Raw genomic sequence first — 17,413 nt, forward strand, 5'->3', positions numbered from 1 at the left:
ATTATACCCATTTCCCTCCAAGATGCTCGCTTGTCAAACTTAGACTAAAGTCAGGCAGCGGTGGTCATTTGGGTACAGACATCACATTGTGAAAAAACAATGACAAAAAACTTGAGAAACCATGGAACTTTCTCATTCACGTTAGGGTCACAATAGTGCTCAAGTAAGCAGTGGTGTCAATACTACGTTTTGCATAATTAGTACCCATATCTGAGAAGAGTAGGGGCATAACAAATAGGAGTATCCGCTCGAATGAACGAGCAGCTGACCGATCAAGTATTGATTGAGCGAGTTCAGAATGGCGATAAGCAAGCATTCAACCTGTTGGTAACAAAGTACCAGAATAAGGTATGTAATCTTATTTCCAGATACGTTAGTAATCCTGGCGATGTACCAGATGTAGCACAAGAAGCGTTTATTAAAGCTTACCGAGCTATCCCTAGCTTTCGTGGGGAAAGTGCGTTTTATACGTGGCTGTATCGCATTGCAGTGAATACTGCGAAAAATCACATTGTTGCTCAAGGGCGTAGACCTCCAGCGACAGATGTCGATGCTGAAGATGCTGAATTTTACGAAACAGGTAGTGCACTTAAAGAAATATCGAACCCTGAGAACTTAACGTTGTCCAAAGAATTGCAACGGGTGGTGTTCAGTGCAATCGAAGCTTTACCTGAAGATTTAAAAACCGCAATGACATTACGAGAGCTCGATGGCTTGAGTTATGAAGAAATTGCAGAAGTGATGGATTGCCCGGTAGGAACGGTACGATCGCGTATCTTCCGTGCTCGTGAGGCGGTGGAAAAGAAAATCAGACCTCTTTTGCAACGCTAGTACAAGTAATAACTATGGTGAAAATAATGGCTGACAAAGAAAAACTTTCAGCTCTCATGGATGGAGAATTGGTCGATAAGGCTTTAATTCAAGAGTTAGAGCAAGACCAAGAGAGCCGTGATGCTTGGCAGAACTATCACCTGATTGGTGATGTGATGCGAGGTGAAGCGCCAGCAAAACCTGAGTGGAATATTGCTGAAAGCGTGGCGTTAGCGTTAGAAGATGAACCTGCACACCGTGCGTTTGATTCGCACAGTGCAAATGTTATCTCAATTGCGGATACGCCAAAAGAGTCGCAACCAGAACCGCAAAAAGCAAAACGTCAGTTGCCAGGTTGGTTGACGCAGTTTGGTCAAGTTGCTGTTGCTGCATGTGTATCGCTTGTTGTTATTTTAGGTGTACAGCAGTACGGTGGTAGCGATTCAATGTCGCCGCAAACAGATCAATTACCTGTATTGCAGACGGTTCCGTTTGCTGGCAGCGCAGAACCAGTGAGTTTGACTCGTGAGTCTGTAGAACGTTCTGTAGGCGAGGCAAATATGCAAGAGCAGCGCAAGCGTGTTCATGCTATGCTGCGAGACTACGAATTGCAGTTACGAATTAACAGTGATGCATCTCAACAAGATGCAAATCTGAATCCGGATATTGAATGAAAAAATTTCTGATCAGCGCTTGCGCTCTGTTCAGTATGATGTCTTCTCAAGCCTTTGCTGGTGATAAGCCAGCGGAGGCTTTATTGCATCAAATGAGCGAGGCGAGTAAGAATTTAAGTTACGAACTCTCTTATATCCTTATCAAAAAGAACAGCATTGAGCCGTTGCTGTATCGTCATGCCACGCATGGTGACGATCAATATGCTCACCTTGTCTACTTAAGTGGCCCCGTGCGTGAAGTGATTCGTCGCGGAACTGAAGTAAGTTACATCGAAACGGGTTTAGAACCGTTCACCATCGAGTCAGGTAAAATGGTCGCTCCGACTATGCCTATGCTCAACACCAATATCGATGAGCTAAACTTGTATTACGACTATGTAAAAGTGGGTAGAGCTCGTGAAGCTGGTGTGGCAACACAAGTGCTGCGTATTGTTCCTAAAGACGGTCTGCGCTATTCATACGTACTATGGATCGATGAGAAGAGTAAATTGCCGTTACGTGCCGACCTTGTGGACCGCGATGGTGAGATGCTTGAACAATATCGCACTATTTCTTACACGGTAAATCCAAAAATCGCAGAGTTAATGAGTGGCCTGCAAGATGTTCAATTACCTGCTGTTCTCACCATGCCAAAAGGCGATATTGGGACCAGTAATTGGCAGGTTGGTTGGATCCCTGAGGGTTTCGAGCCGAACGAGCTCAACCGCTATCGAATGGCCGTTACTAATCAAATGGTGGAGAGCCAGCTGTATTCTGATGGTCTGTTTAGCTTCTCTGTTTACGTGGCAAACAAAGATGAGCATTCGTTAAAAGGGCAGTTGGTTCGCCAAGGCAGAAGAACGCTACACAGTTTTGTGAGCGGTCAACATGAAATCTCTGTTGTAGGAGACATTCCACCGACCACAGCACAGCGTATAGCCCAATCTGTCACATTTAATGTAACAAAGAGTAAATAACAATGATGACCGCGTTGGCTACCGTGACAGACGTGCATCGTCGCGGCAAGCAATACGAAATTGATTTAAGTTGCGAACAGCAGACCAGTTGCAGTAGTTGCTCTTCACAGAAAAGCTGTGGAACGGGCGTTGTTACTAAAGCCATTGGTAACAAGAGTTTATCTTGGCACCTGCGCACGGATAAATCGGTGAAAATAGGTCAAGTCGTCGAGATTGGTTTTCCTGAGTCGAGCCTAATAAAATCAGCAATGGCGGTTTATTTACTGCCATTGTTTGGTTTGATTATCGGTGCGATGTTTGGTCACTTCCTATTAGCGCCGCTGACAGCCGGCGGGGAAGGCATCATCATATTGGCATCGGTATTGTTTGCCGCTGGTGGAATGTGGATCGCAAAACGTGTTTCTCGTCCTTTAGAAGATGAATCCAAGCGCCAAGTTACCCTCGTTCGGGTACTTGGAGAGCCAATCCAGTAAGTGCTGTCCCCCTCCACTAAAGGTTATTTGGGTATGTACTTTAAATTACGTGCGCCCGTTAACGAAATTCGGTAGAATCTGCCAACTTGATTGAAATGCCGTCAGTAGATGGCGTTTCTTACTGTCCCTATTTGTAAAGAGTTAGTCACCCTAAATCTATGAAGCACATTCGTAACTTTTCGATTATCGCCCACATCGACCATGGTAAGTCGACCCTATCAGACCGTCTAATCCAAGTTTGTGGCGGGTTAACCGATCGTGAAATGGCCGCACAGGTTCTGGATTCTATGGATCTTGAACGTGAGCGTGGCATCACCATCAAATCTCAGAGTGTGACGCTAAACTACACCGCTAAAGACGGTGAGACGTATCAGCTGAACTTCATCGATACTCCGGGGCACGTTGACTTTGCATATGAAGTATCACGTTCTCTAGCGGCTTGTGAAGGTGCGCTATTGGTTGTGGATGCGGGTCAAGGTGTTGAAGCTCAAACACTGGCTAACTGTTACACCGCGATCGAAATGGATCTAGAGGTTGTGCCAATCTTGAACAAGATTGACCTACCAGCAGCCGATCCTGAGCGTGTAGCGGAAGAAATTGAAGAAATCGTTGGTATCGATGCAATGGAAGCAACCCGCTGTTCTGCGAAGACAGGCATCGGTGTTGATGACGTTCTAGAGAACATTGTGTCAGCGATCCCTGCTCCGGAAGGTGATCCAGATGCGCCACTACAAGCGCTGATCATTGACTCATGGTTTGATAACTACCTTGGCGTTGTTTCTCTAGTGCGTATTAAAAACGGCGAACTGAAGAAGAACGATAAGATCAAAGTGATGAGTACGGGCCAAGTTTGGGGTGTAGACCGCCTTGGTATCTTTACGCCAAAACAAGTAGATACCGATACCCTTCGTACTGGTGAAGTAGGTTGGGTTGTTTGTGGTATCAAAGACATTCTTGGTGCCCCTGTTGGTGATACGCTGACTCTAGCGAAGAATGGTTGTGATAAACCGCTACCTGGCTTTAAGAAAGTTAAACCTCAGGTTTACGCAGGTCTGTTCCCTGTATCTTCCGACGATTACGAAAACTTCCGTGACGCACTAGGCAAACTAAGCCTCAACGACGCATCGCTATTCTACGAGCCAGAAAACTCTGCGGCACTTGGCTTTGGTTTCCGTTGTGGTTTCCTTGGCATGTTGCACATGGAAATCATCCAAGAGCGTCTAGAGCGTGAATACGACTTGGATCTTATTACCACAGCACCAACGGTAGTTTACGAAGTTGAGAAGACGGATGGCGATCTGCTGTATGTTGATAGCCCAGCAAAACTACCAGCGATCAATGACATTGAAGAAATTCGTGAACCGATTGCGCGTTGTAACATCCTTGTGCCTTCAGAGTACCTAGGTAACGTAATCACACTGTGTGTTGAAAAGCGAGGCAGTCAAGTTGATATGGTTTACCACGGTAACCAAGTCGCTGTGACTTACGATATTCCAATGGCTGAAGTGGTACTGGATTTCTTCGATCGTCTGAAATCAACATCACGCGGTTACGCATCTTTGGATTACAACTTCCAGCGTTTTGAAGCTTCGAACATGGTACGTGTAGACGTTCTTCTTAACGGTGACACTGTTGATGCATTGGCGATGATCACACACAAAGATCAGTCTCAGACTCGCGGTCGTCAGTTGGTAGAGAAGATGAAAGAATTCATCCCTCGCCAAATGTTTGATATCGCAATCCAAGCGGCAATTGGTAACCACATTATCGCTCGTTCAACGGTAAAACAGTTGCGTAAGAACGTTATTGCGAAATGTTACGGCGGTGACGTAAGTCGTAAGAAGAAACTTCTGAAGAAACAGAAAGAAGGTAAGAAACGCATGAAGCAGATCGGTAACGTTGAGCTGCCTCAAGAAGCGTTCCTAGCCATCCTTCACGTAGGTAAAGACTAAAGTTGAACTTTGTCTCACACTTGTCGGTCTTAAGACGTTAGATATTAAAATAAGTGAAAGGGTTTCGGCTCTTTCACTTTCGTATTTTTAGATAAGGGAATTTAATGGCGAATACATTCTCACTGATGTTGGTTATTGCGACTTTGGTAACTGGCGTGGTTTGGCTATTGGAAAAGCTGGTTTTCGCGAAAAAGCGTCAGGAAAAACTGGCTGAGATTCAAGCTCAGACGTCTAATGGTTTGGATGCAGTGACCTTGCAAAAAGTTGAGCGTCAGCCTTGGTGGGTTGAAAATAGCGTCTCTATTTTCCCTGTGATCGCGTTCGTTTTAGTATTACGTTCTTTTATCTACGAACCATTTCAAATCCCATCAGGCTCAATGATGCCTACCTTGCTGGTTGGCGATTTCATTTTAGTTGAGAAGTACGCGTACGGTCTAAAAGACCCAGTATGGCGTACTCAGCTAGTGGAAACTGGTAAGCCTGAGCGTGGTGATATCGTGGTCTTCAAATACCCACCACAACCAAGTGTGGACTACATTAAGCGTGTAGTTGGTTTACCTGGTGATATCGTGCGTTATTCAAGTGATAAGCAGCTTTGCGTGCAAAGCCAAGGCGAATCGGCATGTAAGCCAGTTAAACTGAGCAATGTTGAAGAAAGTCAGTTTAGCTCGAACGGTATTCCAATGATCCAACTGGATGAAAAATTGGGTAACGTTGAGCACAATATTTTGGTTAACCCTCTTGTGCGTAACCGCGTGGAGCAATATTTCCCACGCAGCGGCACGACAGAGTGGGTTGTACCACAAGGTCAGTATTTTGTGATGGGTGATAACCGTGACAACAGTGCTGACAGCCGTTACTGGGGCTTTGTTCCAGAAGCAAACTTAGTCGGTAAAGCTGTCGCGATCTGGATCAGCTTCGAGTTTGATCGTGGCGCAGATAGTGTTCTACCTTCATGGATTCCAACTGGTGTGCGTTTTAACCGCATCGGTGGCATTCACTAACCATTCAAATATCGAGAGAGTATGAATTCTCCAATTGATAAACTAGAGAGAAAGCTCGGCTACCAGTTTCAAGATGCCGGGCTTATCAATTTGGCGCTGACGCACCGCAGCGCCAACAGTAAGCACAATGAACGTCTTGAGTTTCTGGGCGATTCAATTTTAAGTTTTGTCATCGCTGATGATCTGTACCATCGTTTCCCAAAAGTGAACGAAGGTGACATGAGCCGCATGCGTGCTACTTTGGTTCGCGGACATACATTGGCGGAACTGGGTCGTGAATTCGATCTAGGAGATTATTTAAAATTAGGTCCAGGTGAATTGAAGAGTGGCGGTTTTCGCCGAGACTCTATTTTAGCCGATGCGGTTGAAGCCATTATTGGCGCAATTTACCTAGACAGTGATCTTGAAGTTGTGCGAGGCATTGTACTGAGTTGGTATCAGTCACGCCTTGAAGCCATTAAACCAGGCGTTTCACAGAAAGATCCGAAAACTCGCCTACAAGAGTTCCTACAAGGCAGAAGAAAACCGCTGCCTGTCTACACAGTGACTAATATTAAAGGTGAAGCGCACAACCAAGAGTTCACGGTTGAGTGCGAAGTAGCAGGTGTGGATAAGCCTGTAATCGGTAAAGGCACCAGCCGCCGCAAGGCAGAACAAGCGGCTGCTGAAACAGCACTTGAGCAATTAACAAATGGCTGATAACGAATTCGATATCGATGCGTTTTTCGCATCACAAGGTGAGCCAAGCTCGCCAGAAAACCAACACTGTGGCTTTATTGCTATTGTTGGTCGTCCAAACGTAGGTAAGTCGACACTTTTGAACAAGATTTTGGGTCAGAAGATTTCGATCACCTCTCGTAAGCCGCAAACGACACGCCACCGTATTATGGGTGTGGATACGGACGGCGATTACCAAGCGATTTACGTCGACACGCCTGGACTTCACATTGAAGAAAAGCGTGCGATCAACCGTTTGATGAACCGTGCAGCTAACTCGTCATTGAGTGATGTAAACCTTGTGTTCTTCTTAGTCGATGGTACGCATTGGACTAAAGACGATGAGATGGTGCTGACCAAACTTCAAAAATCGAACTTCCCAGTTGTGCTTTGTGTAAACAAAGTCGACAACGTACAAGATCGTAACGACGTGATGCTACACATGGCGGAGATGTCGAAGAAGATGGACTTCGTGGATGTTGTGCCAATCTCTGCCAAGCAAGGTAAGAACATTGACGTACTGCGTAAGCACGTGCGTAATCACTTACCTAAAGCAACGCATCACTTCCCAGAAGAATACGTGACTGACCGTTCTCAGCGTTTTATGGCGTCTGAGATTGTGCGTGAAAAGCTGATGCGCTTTACTGGTGAAGAGCTGCCATACTCAGTAACGGTTGAAATTGAACGTTTTGATTACAACCCCGAAACCGACGGTTTCCACATCAATGCCTTGATTCTTGTTGAGCGTAATGGTCAGAAGAAAATGGTGATTGGCAAAGGCGGCGAGAAGATTAAAACCATTGGTCGCGAAGCGCGTTTGGATATGGAAGAATTGTTCGGTCGTAAAGTTTACCTAGAAACCTGGGTAAAAGTGAAATCTGGCTGGGCAGACGACGAACGAGCGTTGCGTTCGTTGGGTTATATAGACGATTTATAATCTTGGCTGCGAAGGTGCTTCGCTCCAACATCGATGAAAAATCAGTATCGATTAAAATAAGGAGCCGCTCGGCTCCTTATTTTTTATTTCACACTTTTTAGGCACAATGACTTAGATGAGTAATCTGTCTTCCGAAGGTTTACAGCGCTGTTTTGTATTGCACCGACGCCCTTACAGTGAATCGAGCTTAATCCTTGATGTATTTAGTGAGGAATATGGCCGAATGACTTTAATGGCCAAAGGCGCGCGCAGTAAGCGTTCGAACTTAAAAGGCGCATTGCAACCTTTTACCCCGCTATTACTTAAATGGTCGGGGAAAGGCTCGATGAAAACTTTGCGTCAAGCCGAGCCGATAAGTCTAGGTTTGCCGTTAACGGGCATTAATCTCTACTCAGCCATGTACGTCAATGAACTGATTGGCCGTATTTTGATGGCTGAAGTGCCGATGCCAGCACTATTTCATGATTATTTGCATGCGTTAACCGAGTTGGCGCACAACGAGAACCCTGAGCCTGCACTGCGTCGTTTTGAGTTAGCCTTGCTGTCTGCTATGGGGTATGGCGTGGATTTTTTGCATTGTGCAGGTACCGGCGAGCCCGTCGACCCAGAAATGACCTATCGTTACCGGGAACAGAAAGGGTTTATTGCTTCGGTTAGGCGCGATAACCTCACGTTTTTAGGGAATGAACTGATTGCTATCAGTGAGCGGCGGTTCGTCACTAAAGAGCAGCTAAAAGCGGCAAAACGCTTTACACGTATAGCCTTAAAGCCGTATCTTGGCGGCAAACCTTTAAAAAGTCGTGAATTTTTCATTCAGACCCCCAGAGCACGGAGTAACGGAAAATGAGCTCAATTTATTTAGGCGTCAATATCGACCATATTGCCACTCTACGTAATGCACGTGGTACAAAATACCCAGATCCTGTTCACGCTGCTGAAATTGCAGAGCGTGCAGGCGCGGACGGTATCACTATCCACTTACGTGAAGACCGTCGCCATATTTTGGATCGTGATGTACGTATTCTGCGTGAAACCATTCAAACGCGTATGAATCTAGAGATGGCAGTGACGGACGAAATGGTTGAGATTGCGCTGCAAACTAAACCAGAGTTTGTGTGTCTAGTGCCTGAAAAGCGTGAAGAACTGACGACGGAAGGTGGCTTAGATGTTGTAGGGCAGCTTGAAAAAATTAAAGCTGCGACGAAAAAGCTGACAGATGCAGGCATTAAAGTTTCGCTCTTTATTGATGCTGACCGTCAACAGATTGAAGCTGCGAAAAAGTGTGGCGCTCCGTTTATTGAGCTACATACTGGCCATTATGCAGATGCGACGACAGAAGACGAACAACAAGCTGAACTGAAGAAGATTGCCGCTGGTGCGAGTTATGCACATGATCTAGGTATTATTGTTAATGCCGGGCATGGCCTGACTTATCACAATGTCGCACCAATTGCTGCATTACCAGAAATTTACGAACTTAACATTGGTCACTCAATCATTGGTCGCGCAGTATTTGATGGTTTAAATAAAGCGGTTGCTGACATGAAAGCACTGATGATTGAGGCTCGCCAGTCATAGGGCTATCTAGATGGCGATTATAGGGTTAGGGACCGACATTGCAGAAATTGAGCGTATTGAAAAAGCGTTAGCTCGTAGTGGTGAACCTTTTGCTCAGCGGATTCTTTCAGAAGAAGAAATGGCCAAATTCTCACAGCTTAAGCTGCAAGGTCGTTATCTTGCTAAGCGCTTTGCAGTCAAAGAAGCGGCCTCAAAAGCATTGGGAACGGGGATAGCAAAAGGGGTCACGTTTCACGATTTTTCCATCTCGAACGATGCGCTTGGAAAACCAGTGCTCGCATTGACGGGCACAGCCAAGCAAATAGCGGATGCGATGGGCGTTAACCACATTCACCTGTCCATTTCCGATGAGCGTCATTACGCTGTGGCGACGGTTATTTTTGAATCCTAGCTTGTAAGTCTTAAACAAAATACTAAAAAGCCAGAGCATTTGCTCTGGCTTTTGTTTCTCTTCAATAGATCACTGTTCAAGGTATAACTTTGCGGTTGTTGTTACTTTAATCATTTCATCTTGCAGCTCGAACATTTCAGGCTCAACTTCCTCAAGACTGACCCCTGAGCGCAGTGCTTGCTCAAGCGTCGCACAGAGTGACTTCAGTCTTGGAACGCCACAATATGAACTACTGCCGTGCAGCTTATGGATGACATGAATTAGGTCATCACGGGAGATATCTTCTTGCTCCAGAGCTTGGTCAACGACTGCTTCTACTTCAGGGATGAACTCAATCAACATGCGCAGCATGTCTTTAGCGAGATCCTCTTTATTCGCGCTCTGTTTTAAGGCTGCTTGCCAATCAATAATCACATCCTGCTGAGGCGAAGAAACGGGTTGTGGTGCGCTTCCTTCAGGTTCATCAACGTATGAAGGGGCGACTTTGCCAATGCTCTCTGTACAAGCATTTGGGTTCCAGTGAACCAAAACCTGTTGCAGCACATGCTCTTCAATAGGTTTGGTCAAGTAGTCATCCATTCCTGCTGAGAGCAAGCGGTCTCGTTCCCCTGCCATGGCATGCGCCGTTACAGCAATCACTGGCGTGTCTTTATTTAACTCCAACTCTTTAATGTGCTTACAAGCGGTCACCCCATCCATTTGTGGCATTTGGATATCCATAAAGATTAAATCGTACTTTTTCTCTGTCGCCAGGTTCACCGCTTGCTGGCCATTGCTACAGGCGGTGACGGTTTCTACTCGTTCGCGGAGCAGTGCAGAGATCAGCTTCAAGTTTGCAGGGTTGTCATCCACTGCTAGTACAGTCAGAGGTAAACGGTCCCCTTCGCTTGGCGTAATTGGAGCGCTTAATACAGGTGGCGATTCTACATGTTCGCTAATCAGGCTTTGTAGCAACTTACGGCGAGACAATGGCTTCGTCAGGCACTGGACGTGATGCTCTGTCATTATTTGGTCCGCAAGCGCCAATTCGGTACTCGGTGTCCCTAGAAGAACACTCGGAGCCATACGTTTCGCTTGTTCTATCCAAGGTGTAATAACTTCCGCATCGTGAGTCTGGTTGGCCGCTAAATTCAACAATACATAATCATATTGTTCTTCGTTGTTTGGTAGCGAAGAGCGGTATGTTACTAAAATACCCTCCTGACTCAGAATCTGTTGGGTTACGGATGCGGCTTGCATGTTTGGTTCAATCAGCAGTAACTGCTTCCCAGTCAGAAGTTCCACTTCAATCAGTTCGCTCATTGGCATCTCGGTTGAGTGCAAGCGCACCGTAAACCAGAAGGTTGAACCTTGGTGTAGACGGCTGGTTAAACTGATTTCGCCGCCCATCTGGCTCACCAGTTTCTGAGTGATGACCAGACCAAGGCCAGTACCGCCGTAACGACGTGAAATACTTGCATCTGCTTGGCTAAAGGCTTGGAACAACTGCGCTTGCTGACGCTCAGAGATACCAATACCGGTATCACGCACCATGAATTGCAGTTCGACGGAGTCTCCTGATTGAGAGCGCATTTCTACGCTAACATCAATGTTGCCTCGCTCGGTAAACTTGATTGAGTTACCGACTAAGTTCGTCAAAATTTGCTGAATACGTAGTGGATCCCCAACTAAACCCGGTGGAATTTTAGGGTCCACTTTTAGGGTGATTTCTAACCCTTTCTCATGTGCACTTGTGGCTTGTAGGTTAATTACCTCTTCTAAACTTTCTCGGAAATCAAAAGGAATGTTTTCCAGCGCCAGCTTACCCGCTTCAAGTTTCGAGAAGTCGAGAATGTCATTGATGATATTCAGCAGGTTGTTCGCCGATTTCTCAATCGTCTGTAGGTAATCCGTTTGGCTGTTAGAAAGCTGCGTTTTAAGCATTTGACGAGTAAAGCCAATCACCCCATTGAGCGGAGTACGCAGCTCGTGCGACATGTTTGCCAAGAACTCTGACTTAACCCTGGCCGCTTCTTGCGCGCGTTTCTTCGCGATATCCAGCTCAACGTTCTGAATTTCTAGCTGCTCAAGCGTTTCACGTAAGTCGGACGTGGCTTGGTCTATACTGTGCTGCATCTCCACGTGATATTCTGATAACGATACCGCCATGGCGTTGATGCCATTTTTTAGCTGGTCTAACTCCCCGTGCATTTTGCCTTCGATACGCACATCCAGATGACCGCGGCGAATGCGGTCAACGACATTCTTCATGTGGGTGATAGGTTGGGTCACATCGTGCATTAGACGTGAAGCAAACACACTTGCTAAGCCAAGACCGAGAACCAGAACTAAAAACGCAGAGAAGACTTCTTGATACTGTTGCAGCCTCAAGGAGGAGAGATCTAACTCGACGGCGATGTAACCAATCGCTTTTGTGCCTTGGCTTTCGTTCGACAACTCCGCTAAGTAGTGACCTTCTGACAAAATGGGGACACGCAATATCAGTGAGTTTTCGTAGATTTCCGAATTACCCAGTTGCGGGATCGGTTTATCTTTGGGAAACATCAAGGCTTCAAAATTAGGATGAAAGTTAGAGGTTACAAAGAGCTCATGATGTTCATCAAATACCGCGATACTACGAACCAGTTTGGAGTTTTTACGGTGCGCGTAGCTTATCAAGCGACGTACCGCCTCTCGGCTTTCTGATAGTAGATGAGTTTCACTGGCAATCGCCAGCGGCTCAATAATGCTGTTACCAGTGGTGATAACTTGTTTCTCAAGGTCTTGGTAGCGGTTAAATGAGAAAAAGCCGCTCAGTAATAAACCAATAATGAGAGTGGGAGCGAGAGTTAGTGTAATTACACGTGCTCGTAAGCCATATCTGGTCATGTTATCTAATTACATCGGAGTCTGGATATGGGAAAATAACGCATTATTTCTCAAGCGCACGATAAAGCCTTGAGCAAAGAAGTGACGTCACCGAATAAACGGTAAGCATAATCAAGTCACTCGAATCACACAACGGCTGCAATCAAGAATAGTGAAGCCGAAGAGCAATTACACATAAATCAGGCATAGAGCATGGCACGCATCTTTCAACCGAAAAAGAAAACCCAACTCAATACTCGGCACCAAGCAGTGCAAGTAGAGCGTTTAGATCACCACGGCGCAGGCATTGCTTACCTCAAAAAGAAGCCATTGTTTATTGATGGAGCACTGCCGGGTGAGGAGGTGGTCACTCAATTGGTGGAAGAAAAGAGCAAATACGCTCGCGGTAAGTTGATTAAAATCCTTAAGCCGAGTGAAGCTCGTGTGGAGCCATTTTGCCCACATTATAATGAGTGCGGTGGCTGTGATTTGCAGCATCTAGATTATGACCAACAATTGACGTACAAACAGCAAACGTTGCGTCAGCTAATGCGAAAATTTTCAGGCAGTGACATTGAACTAGATGCCCCGTTATTGGGATATTCGCAGGCCTACCGTCGCCGTGCGAGAGTGAGCTTGTTTGTTGATAAAAAAACACGTCAGCTACATTTTGGTTTCCGTAAAAAGCAGAGTAAGCAAATTGCGCAAGTGACCGATTGCCCAGTGCTGGCACCGGAACTGAATGTTTTGCTGCCAGAGATTTACTCAGCCCTAAAAGCGTTCAAAAAGCCGGAACAATTGGGTCATGTAGAGCTGGTACTTGGTGATAATGGTCCGTGTATTACGCTGCGCCACTTGAGCGCTCTGACAACGAGTGAAACTCAATCTCTAACGGAGTTGGCAAAACGTCATGGCGCATCGTTGTACTTAATGCCATCGACAGAACAATTAGACCTTATCGAAGGCGATATGCCTTTTTATCAAGAAGTTGGAGTGAAAATCCCTTTTGCACCAAATAACTTTATTCAAGTAAACCAAGGTGTAAACCAACAAATGGTCAAACAAGCGGTTGAGTGGTTAGACCCACAAAAGAGTGACCGAGTGTTAGATTTGTTCTGTGGCTTAGGCAACTTTAGTTTACCAGTTGCGAAATTAGCTAAGTACGTGGTTGGAGTAGAGGGTGTTGCAGAGATGGTAGAAAAAGCCACAAACAATGCATCTTTGAACCAAATCAATAACGCGCAATTTTATCACGCTAACCTTGAGCAAGATTTTGAAGGCCAAGCCTGGGCCGCAGAGCGGTTTGATAAAGTATTATTAGACCCAGCACGCGCGGGAGCGAGTGGGATCATCGATCAAGTTTCTGAGCTTGGCGCACAGCGTGTAGTTTATGTTTCTTGTAATCCTGCTACCCTTGCTAGGGATAGTCAAAGCTTGATAGAGCAAGGCTATAAATTAACGAAATTAGGTATGCTGGACATGTTCCCTCATACCAGTCATCTAGAATCGATGGCATTGTTTGAAAAGTCCTAACTTTAGGACTTTGACCCCTTATTTGTGGTGGGTGGTCATAAAGCCAGCGTGTACGCGCGGTAAAAAGAACTAACCTGGACGGTGTTAGTCAAACCACACGAATATAATAATTAGGATGATGAGATGGTTGCGGTAAGAAGCGCGCATTTAAACCAAGATGAACAGTTTGAACTCGAAAACTGGGTGGCTAGCCTAGGACAAGAGAAAAACACAGCCTCACGCTTAATCGAAGTATATCGAGATTGCCAGACGGTATTAGCTGATAACGAGCAAGCGGAGCTGTTGTTGTGGCGTGGACGAGAAATGATCGAAATTTTGATCACCTTGTCTATGGATCAAGCCACTTTAGTGGCTGCTCAACTGTTTCCTTTGGTTTCAAGTGGTGCTTTTAACAGAGAAATTCTGGAAGAGAAATACAGCAAAGAAATCATAAAATTAATCGACGGCGTTGAAGAAATGGCTGCTATTGGCCAACTCAACGTCAACATGGAAGGCAGTGCAGCGTCATCTCAGGTAGATAACGTACGCCGCATGCTGCTTGCCATGGTGGATGACTTCCGCTGCGTGGTTATCAAGCTTGCGGAGCGAATTTGTAACCTTATTGAAGTTAAAAAAGCGCCTGATGAAGTTCGACGTGCGGCGGCAAAAGAGTGTGCCAACATCTATGCGCCGCTAGCAAACCGATTAGGCATCGGTCAGCTGAAATGGGAAATTGAAGATTACGCTTTCCGCTACCAACAGCCGGAAACTTACAAACAAATTGCCAAGCAGCTTTCTGAGCGACGCATCGTTCGTGAACAGTACATCAAAGACTTTGTTGAAGACCTCACGCACGAAATGGAAGTGTCGGGCATCAATGCCGAAGTGAGTGGTCGACCTAAGCACATCTACAGCATTTGGCGAAAAATGCAGAAGAAGAGTTTGGCATTCGATGAGCTGTTTGATGTTCGAGCAGTACGTATCATCGCAGACAAACTGCAAGACTGTTACGCGGCTTTAGGCGTAGTTCACACCAAATACAAGCATCTACCGAGCGAGTTTGATGACTACGTTGCTAACCCTAAACCAAACGGTTATCAATCGATCCATACAGTAATTCTAGGGCCAGAAGGCAAAACCATCGAGATCCAGATTCGTACCAAGCAAATGCATGAAGAGTCGGAACTGGGGGTTGCAGCGCACTGGAAATATAAAGAAGGGGCAAGCAGCCGAAGCGGTTATGATGAGAAGATTACGTGGCTGCGTAAGCTATTGGATTGGCAAGAAGAAATGTCTGACTCTGGCGAAATGCTCGATGAGCTGCGTAGCCAAGTCTTTGATGACCGTGTTTATGCCTTTACACCACGTGGTGATGTTGTCGATTTGCCAATGGGGGCAACGCCGCTAGATTTTGCCTATCACATTCACTCCGAAGTGGGACACCGTTGTATCGGTGCCAAAGTCGGAGGTCGTATTGTGCCGTTCACGCATAAATTACATATGGGTGACCAAGTCGAGATTATCACTCAGAAAGAACCTAACCCATCACGTGACTGGTTAAACCCATCATTAGGCTTCGTTCATTCTGGTCGTGCGCGTGCCAAAATTAACGCCTGGTTCCGAAAACAAAGCCGTGAGAAGAACCTTGAAGCAGGTCGTGAAATCCTTGAGCATGAGTTAGCCAAAATTGGCGCAACGTTAAAAGATGCAGAGCATTACGCCCTCAAGCGGTTTAACGTCAAAACACCAGATGAATTGTATGTTGGTGTAGGTAGCGGTGATTTGCGTATCAACCAAATAATTAACCATATCAACGCGTTAGTTAACAAGCCAACGGCAGAGGAAGAAGATCAGCAAGCACTGGAAAAACTGCAAGAAGCTGAGCATAAATCACCCGCGCAAAGCCGACCGAAAAAAGACGCAGTTGTAGTAGAAGGCGTCGATAACCTAATGACACATCTAGCACGTTGCTGTCAGCCAATTCCAGGTGACGATATCTCTGGTTACATAACGCAAGGTCGTGGGATTTCAGTACACCGTAGTGACTGTGAACAGCTAGAAGAACTGCGCCATCATGCGCCAGAGCGCATCATCGATACAGTCTGGGGCAGCGGCTTTGTGGGGTCATACATCCTCACCGTGCGTGTTGAAGCGATGGAGCGAGGTGGTCTACTCAAAGACATTACGACACTGTTCGCCAACGAAAAGATCAAAGTGACCAGTATGAAGAACCGAGTCGACTACAGACGTCAACTTGCCATCATGGACTTTGACCTAGAAGTCACCAATATTGAGGTGCTTTCGCGGGTTTCGAAACGTGTGGAACAGATCAAGGATGTCATGACGGTGAAACGCCTCGGCTAAAACTCTCGTCATAGTTATCGTTGTAGCGTTGTTGACTGCACGCACTCGCTCCATCACATGGTGAACCATGCTCAGGAGTCTCGTTTGTTTGTCGCCTAGCTACAACTTCAACTATTTACAGAGTTACACTTGCGTCATATTTGGCTTTTTATCTGCGTTAGCTGCACTTATTCCGACGTGCCGGCTCAGGGGCATCACATAGTAGGCTATGCTCAGGAGTCGCGAAAACTTGTTGCCTTGTCAAAGTAACAATTACTTAGTGAAAGCTGCTGAGAAAATATAATGTAGAAGGTGAGTGGTTTTGGCTGCTCACCTTTTTCTTTAATAGAAAGGTTTAAAGGAACAAAAAATGAGTCATCCAATTGAACAGTTAGAACAAATCATGGCGAAGCTGCGTGACCCCGAAAACGGTTGCCCTTGGGACTTAAAACAAACCTTTGACACCATCGTTCCGCATACAATAGAAGAAACCTACGAGGTGGTGGACGCGATTCAAAATCGAGATTGGCCCAATCTAAAAGAAGAGCTAGGGGATTTGTTGTTTCAGGTGATTTTTTACAGTCAGCTAGCGAAAGAGCAAGAGCTGTTCGACTTTTCGGATGTCGTCGAAACCGTGAACGAAAAACTGACTCGTCGCCACCCGCATGTTTTTTCAGATGTTGAGTTTGAATCTGACGAGGAAATTAACGCGAACTGGGAAGCGGAAAAAGCAAAAGAAAAAGCCCTAGTAGGCAAAGCGGAAGAAAGTATCCTAGACTCAATACCAAACTCTTTACCGGCACTTTCTCGTGCTACAAAAATTCAGAAAAAATGTGCAAAATTTGGGTTTGATTGGGATTCACTTGGCCCGGTTGTCGATAAAGTACGAGAAGAAATTGACGAAGTCATGGAAGAGGCACTGCAAGTTCAGCCCGATGAAGAGAAAGTTGAGTTGGAGCTCGGTGATTTGCTATTTGCGACTGTCAATTTGGCTCGCCACCTTGATAAAAACCCAGAAGTCGCGCTAGGAAAAGCAAACGTAAAGTTTGCGCGACGTTTTAAACAAGTTGAAGGCAAGGTCCAGCAGTCAGGCAAAGTACTTACAGATTGTTCTTTATCAGAACTTGACCATTTTTGGGATGAAGTAAAACAAGAAGAATCGAGGCAGAGGTAAACTGGCAGAATACATAATATAAGGTCAGCTTGTTTGGTTACACGA

Annotated in this window: 15 protein-coding genes; 14 read left to right on the forward strand and 1 reads right to left on the reverse strand. The window is 45.8% G+C overall.

Going from position 1 to position 17,413, the window contains the following annotated elements; translation table 11 throughout:
• Positions 1-252: 252 nt before the first annotated feature.
• The 11 genes from rpoE (at position 253) to acpS (ending at position 9,492) form a co-directional block, all read left to right on the forward strand.
• Positions 253-831, forward strand: a complete 579-nt coding sequence (gene rpoE / locus R7190_RS19990) for an RNA polymerase sigma factor RpoE (protein WP_005380946.1) — start codon at positions 253-255, stop codon at positions 829-831.
• A gap of 26 nt (positions 832-857) precedes the next feature.
• Positions 858-1,484, forward strand: coding sequence for a sigma-E factor negative regulatory protein (locus tag R7190_RS19995; protein ID WP_005380944.1), 627 nt, complete (start codon positions 858-860; stop codon positions 1,482-1,484).
• Positions 1,481-2,440 (forward strand): sigma-E factor regulatory protein RseB, encoded by a 960-nt coding sequence (rseB, locus tag R7190_RS20000; RefSeq protein WP_005380941.1) that lies wholly within the window; start codon positions 1,481-1,483, stop codon positions 2,438-2,440. The genes R7190_RS19995 and rseB overlap by 4 nt, the downstream gene beginning before the upstream one ends.
• A gap of 2 nt (positions 2,441-2,442) precedes the next feature.
• Positions 2,443-2,913: a SoxR reducing system RseC family protein gene (locus R7190_RS20005; RefSeq protein ID WP_005384575.1), complete on the forward strand. Its 471-nt coding sequence runs from the start codon at positions 2,443-2,445 to the stop codon at positions 2,911-2,913.
• 158 nt (positions 2,914-3,071) lie between these two features.
• On the forward strand, positions 3,072-4,865 hold the full coding sequence (gene lepA, locus R7190_RS20010; RefSeq protein ID WP_005380934.1) for a translation elongation factor 4: 1,794 nt from the start codon (positions 3,072-3,074) through the stop codon (positions 4,863-4,865).
• A 104-nt stretch (positions 4,866-4,969) separates the two neighbouring features.
• Positions 4,970-5,869, forward strand: coding sequence for a signal peptidase I (lepB, locus tag R7190_RS20015; protein WP_005380933.1), 900 nt, complete (start codon positions 4,970-4,972; stop codon positions 5,867-5,869).
• 21 nt (positions 5,870-5,890) lie between these two features.
• On the forward strand, positions 5,891-6,568 hold the full coding sequence (rnc, locus tag R7190_RS20020; RefSeq protein WP_005380932.1) for a ribonuclease III: 678 nt from the start codon (positions 5,891-5,893) through the stop codon (positions 6,566-6,568).
• Positions 6,561-7,523, forward strand: a complete 963-nt coding sequence (gene era / locus R7190_RS20025) for a GTPase Era (protein WP_005380931.1) — start codon at positions 6,561-6,563, stop codon at positions 7,521-7,523. Before rnc ends, era begins: the two co-directional genes overlap by 8 nt.
• A gap of 115 nt (positions 7,524-7,638) precedes the next feature.
• Positions 7,639-8,370 carry a DNA repair protein RecO gene (recO, locus tag R7190_RS20030; RefSeq protein WP_005384578.1) on the forward strand — a complete coding sequence of 244 codons (732 nt, stop codon included), beginning with the start codon at positions 7,639-7,641 and terminating at the stop codon, positions 8,368-8,370.
• On the forward strand, positions 8,367-9,101 hold the full coding sequence (pdxJ, locus tag R7190_RS20035; protein ID WP_005384579.1) for a pyridoxine 5'-phosphate synthase: 735 nt from the start codon (positions 8,367-8,369) through the stop codon (positions 9,099-9,101). Before recO ends, pdxJ begins: the two co-directional genes overlap by 4 nt.
• A 10-nt stretch (positions 9,102-9,111) precedes the next feature.
• Positions 9,112-9,492: a holo-ACP synthase gene (acpS, locus tag R7190_RS20040; protein ID WP_012841407.1), complete on the forward strand. Its 381-nt coding sequence runs from the start codon at positions 9,112-9,114 to the stop codon at positions 9,490-9,492.
• Between the two features lie 69 nt (positions 9,493-9,561).
• Here acpS and barA read toward each other — a convergent pair whose 3' ends face one another.
• Entirely contained in the window at positions 9,562-12,360 is a 2,799-nt protein-coding gene (gene barA, locus R7190_RS20045) for a two-component sensor histidine kinase BarA (protein WP_005383774.1), read from the reverse strand.
• Between the two features lie 192 nt (positions 12,361-12,552).
• Between barA and rlmD the strand changes: the two genes are divergently transcribed.
• The 3 genes from rlmD to mazG all read left to right on the forward strand — a co-directional run bounded on the left by rlmD (position 12,553) and on the right by mazG (position 17,368).
• Positions 12,553-13,872 (forward strand): 23S rRNA (uracil(1939)-C(5))-methyltransferase RlmD, encoded by a 1,320-nt coding sequence (gene rlmD / locus R7190_RS20050; RefSeq protein ID WP_186584657.1) that lies wholly within the window; start codon positions 12,553-12,555, stop codon positions 13,870-13,872.
• Between the two features lie 123 nt (positions 13,873-13,995).
• Positions 13,996-16,215, forward strand: coding sequence for a GTP diphosphokinase (gene relA, locus R7190_RS20055; protein WP_005380915.1), 2,220 nt, complete (start codon positions 13,996-13,998; stop codon positions 16,213-16,215).
• Between the two features lie 349 nt (positions 16,216-16,564).
• Positions 16,565-17,368 carry a nucleoside triphosphate pyrophosphohydrolase gene (gene mazG, locus R7190_RS20060; protein ID WP_005383780.1) on the forward strand — a complete coding sequence of 268 codons (804 nt, stop codon included), beginning with the start codon at positions 16,565-16,567 and terminating at the stop codon, positions 17,366-17,368.
• The last annotated feature ends 45 nt before the right edge of the window (positions 17,369-17,413 follow it).

The organism is Vibrio sp. 1078-1 (assembly GCF_033340475.1).

Bases quoted from the DNA above. Each gene is read 5' to 3' on its own strand.
- rpoE (WP_005380946.1), top strand. From the start codon at position 253: ATGAACGAGCAGCTGACCGATCAAGTATTGATTGAGCGAGTTCAGAAT.
- R7190_RS19995 (WP_005380944.1), top strand. From the start codon at position 858: ATGGCTGACAAAGAAAAACTTTCAGCTCTCATGGATGGAGAATTGGTC.
- rseB (WP_005380941.1), top strand. From the start codon at position 1,481: ATGAAAAAATTTCTGATCAGCGCTTGCGCTCTGTTCAGTATGATGTCT.
- R7190_RS20005 (WP_005384575.1), top strand. From the start codon at position 2,443: ATGATGACCGCGTTGGCTACCGTGACAGACGTGCATCGTCGCGGCAAG.
- lepA (WP_005380934.1), top strand. From the start codon at position 3,072: ATGAAGCACATTCGTAACTTTTCGATTATCGCCCACATCGACCATGGT.
- lepB (WP_005380933.1), top strand. From the start codon at position 4,970: ATGGCGAATACATTCTCACTGATGTTGGTTATTGCGACTTTGGTAACT.
- rnc (WP_005380932.1), top strand. From the start codon at position 5,891: ATGAATTCTCCAATTGATAAACTAGAGAGAAAGCTCGGCTACCAGTTT.
- era (WP_005380931.1), top strand. From the start codon at position 6,561: ATGGCTGATAACGAATTCGATATCGATGCGTTTTTCGCATCACAAGGT.
- recO (WP_005384578.1), top strand. From the start codon at position 7,639: ATGAGTAATCTGTCTTCCGAAGGTTTACAGCGCTGTTTTGTATTGCAC.
- pdxJ (WP_005384579.1), top strand. From the start codon at position 8,367: ATGAGCTCAATTTATTTAGGCGTCAATATCGACCATATTGCCACTCTA.
- acpS (WP_012841407.1), top strand. From the start codon at position 9,112: ATGGCGATTATAGGGTTAGGGACCGACATTGCAGAAATTGAGCGTATT.
- barA (WP_005383774.1), bottom strand. From the start codon at position 12,360: ATGACCAGATATGGCTTACGAGCACGTGTAATTACACTAACTCTCGCT.
- rlmD (WP_186584657.1), top strand. From the start codon at position 12,553: ATGGCACGCATCTTTCAACCGAAAAAGAAAACCCAACTCAATACTCGG.
- relA (WP_005380915.1), top strand. From the start codon at position 13,996: ATGGTTGCGGTAAGAAGCGCGCATTTAAACCAAGATGAACAGTTTGAA.
- mazG (WP_005383780.1), top strand. From the start codon at position 16,565: ATGAGTCATCCAATTGAACAGTTAGAACAAATCATGGCGAAGCTGCGT.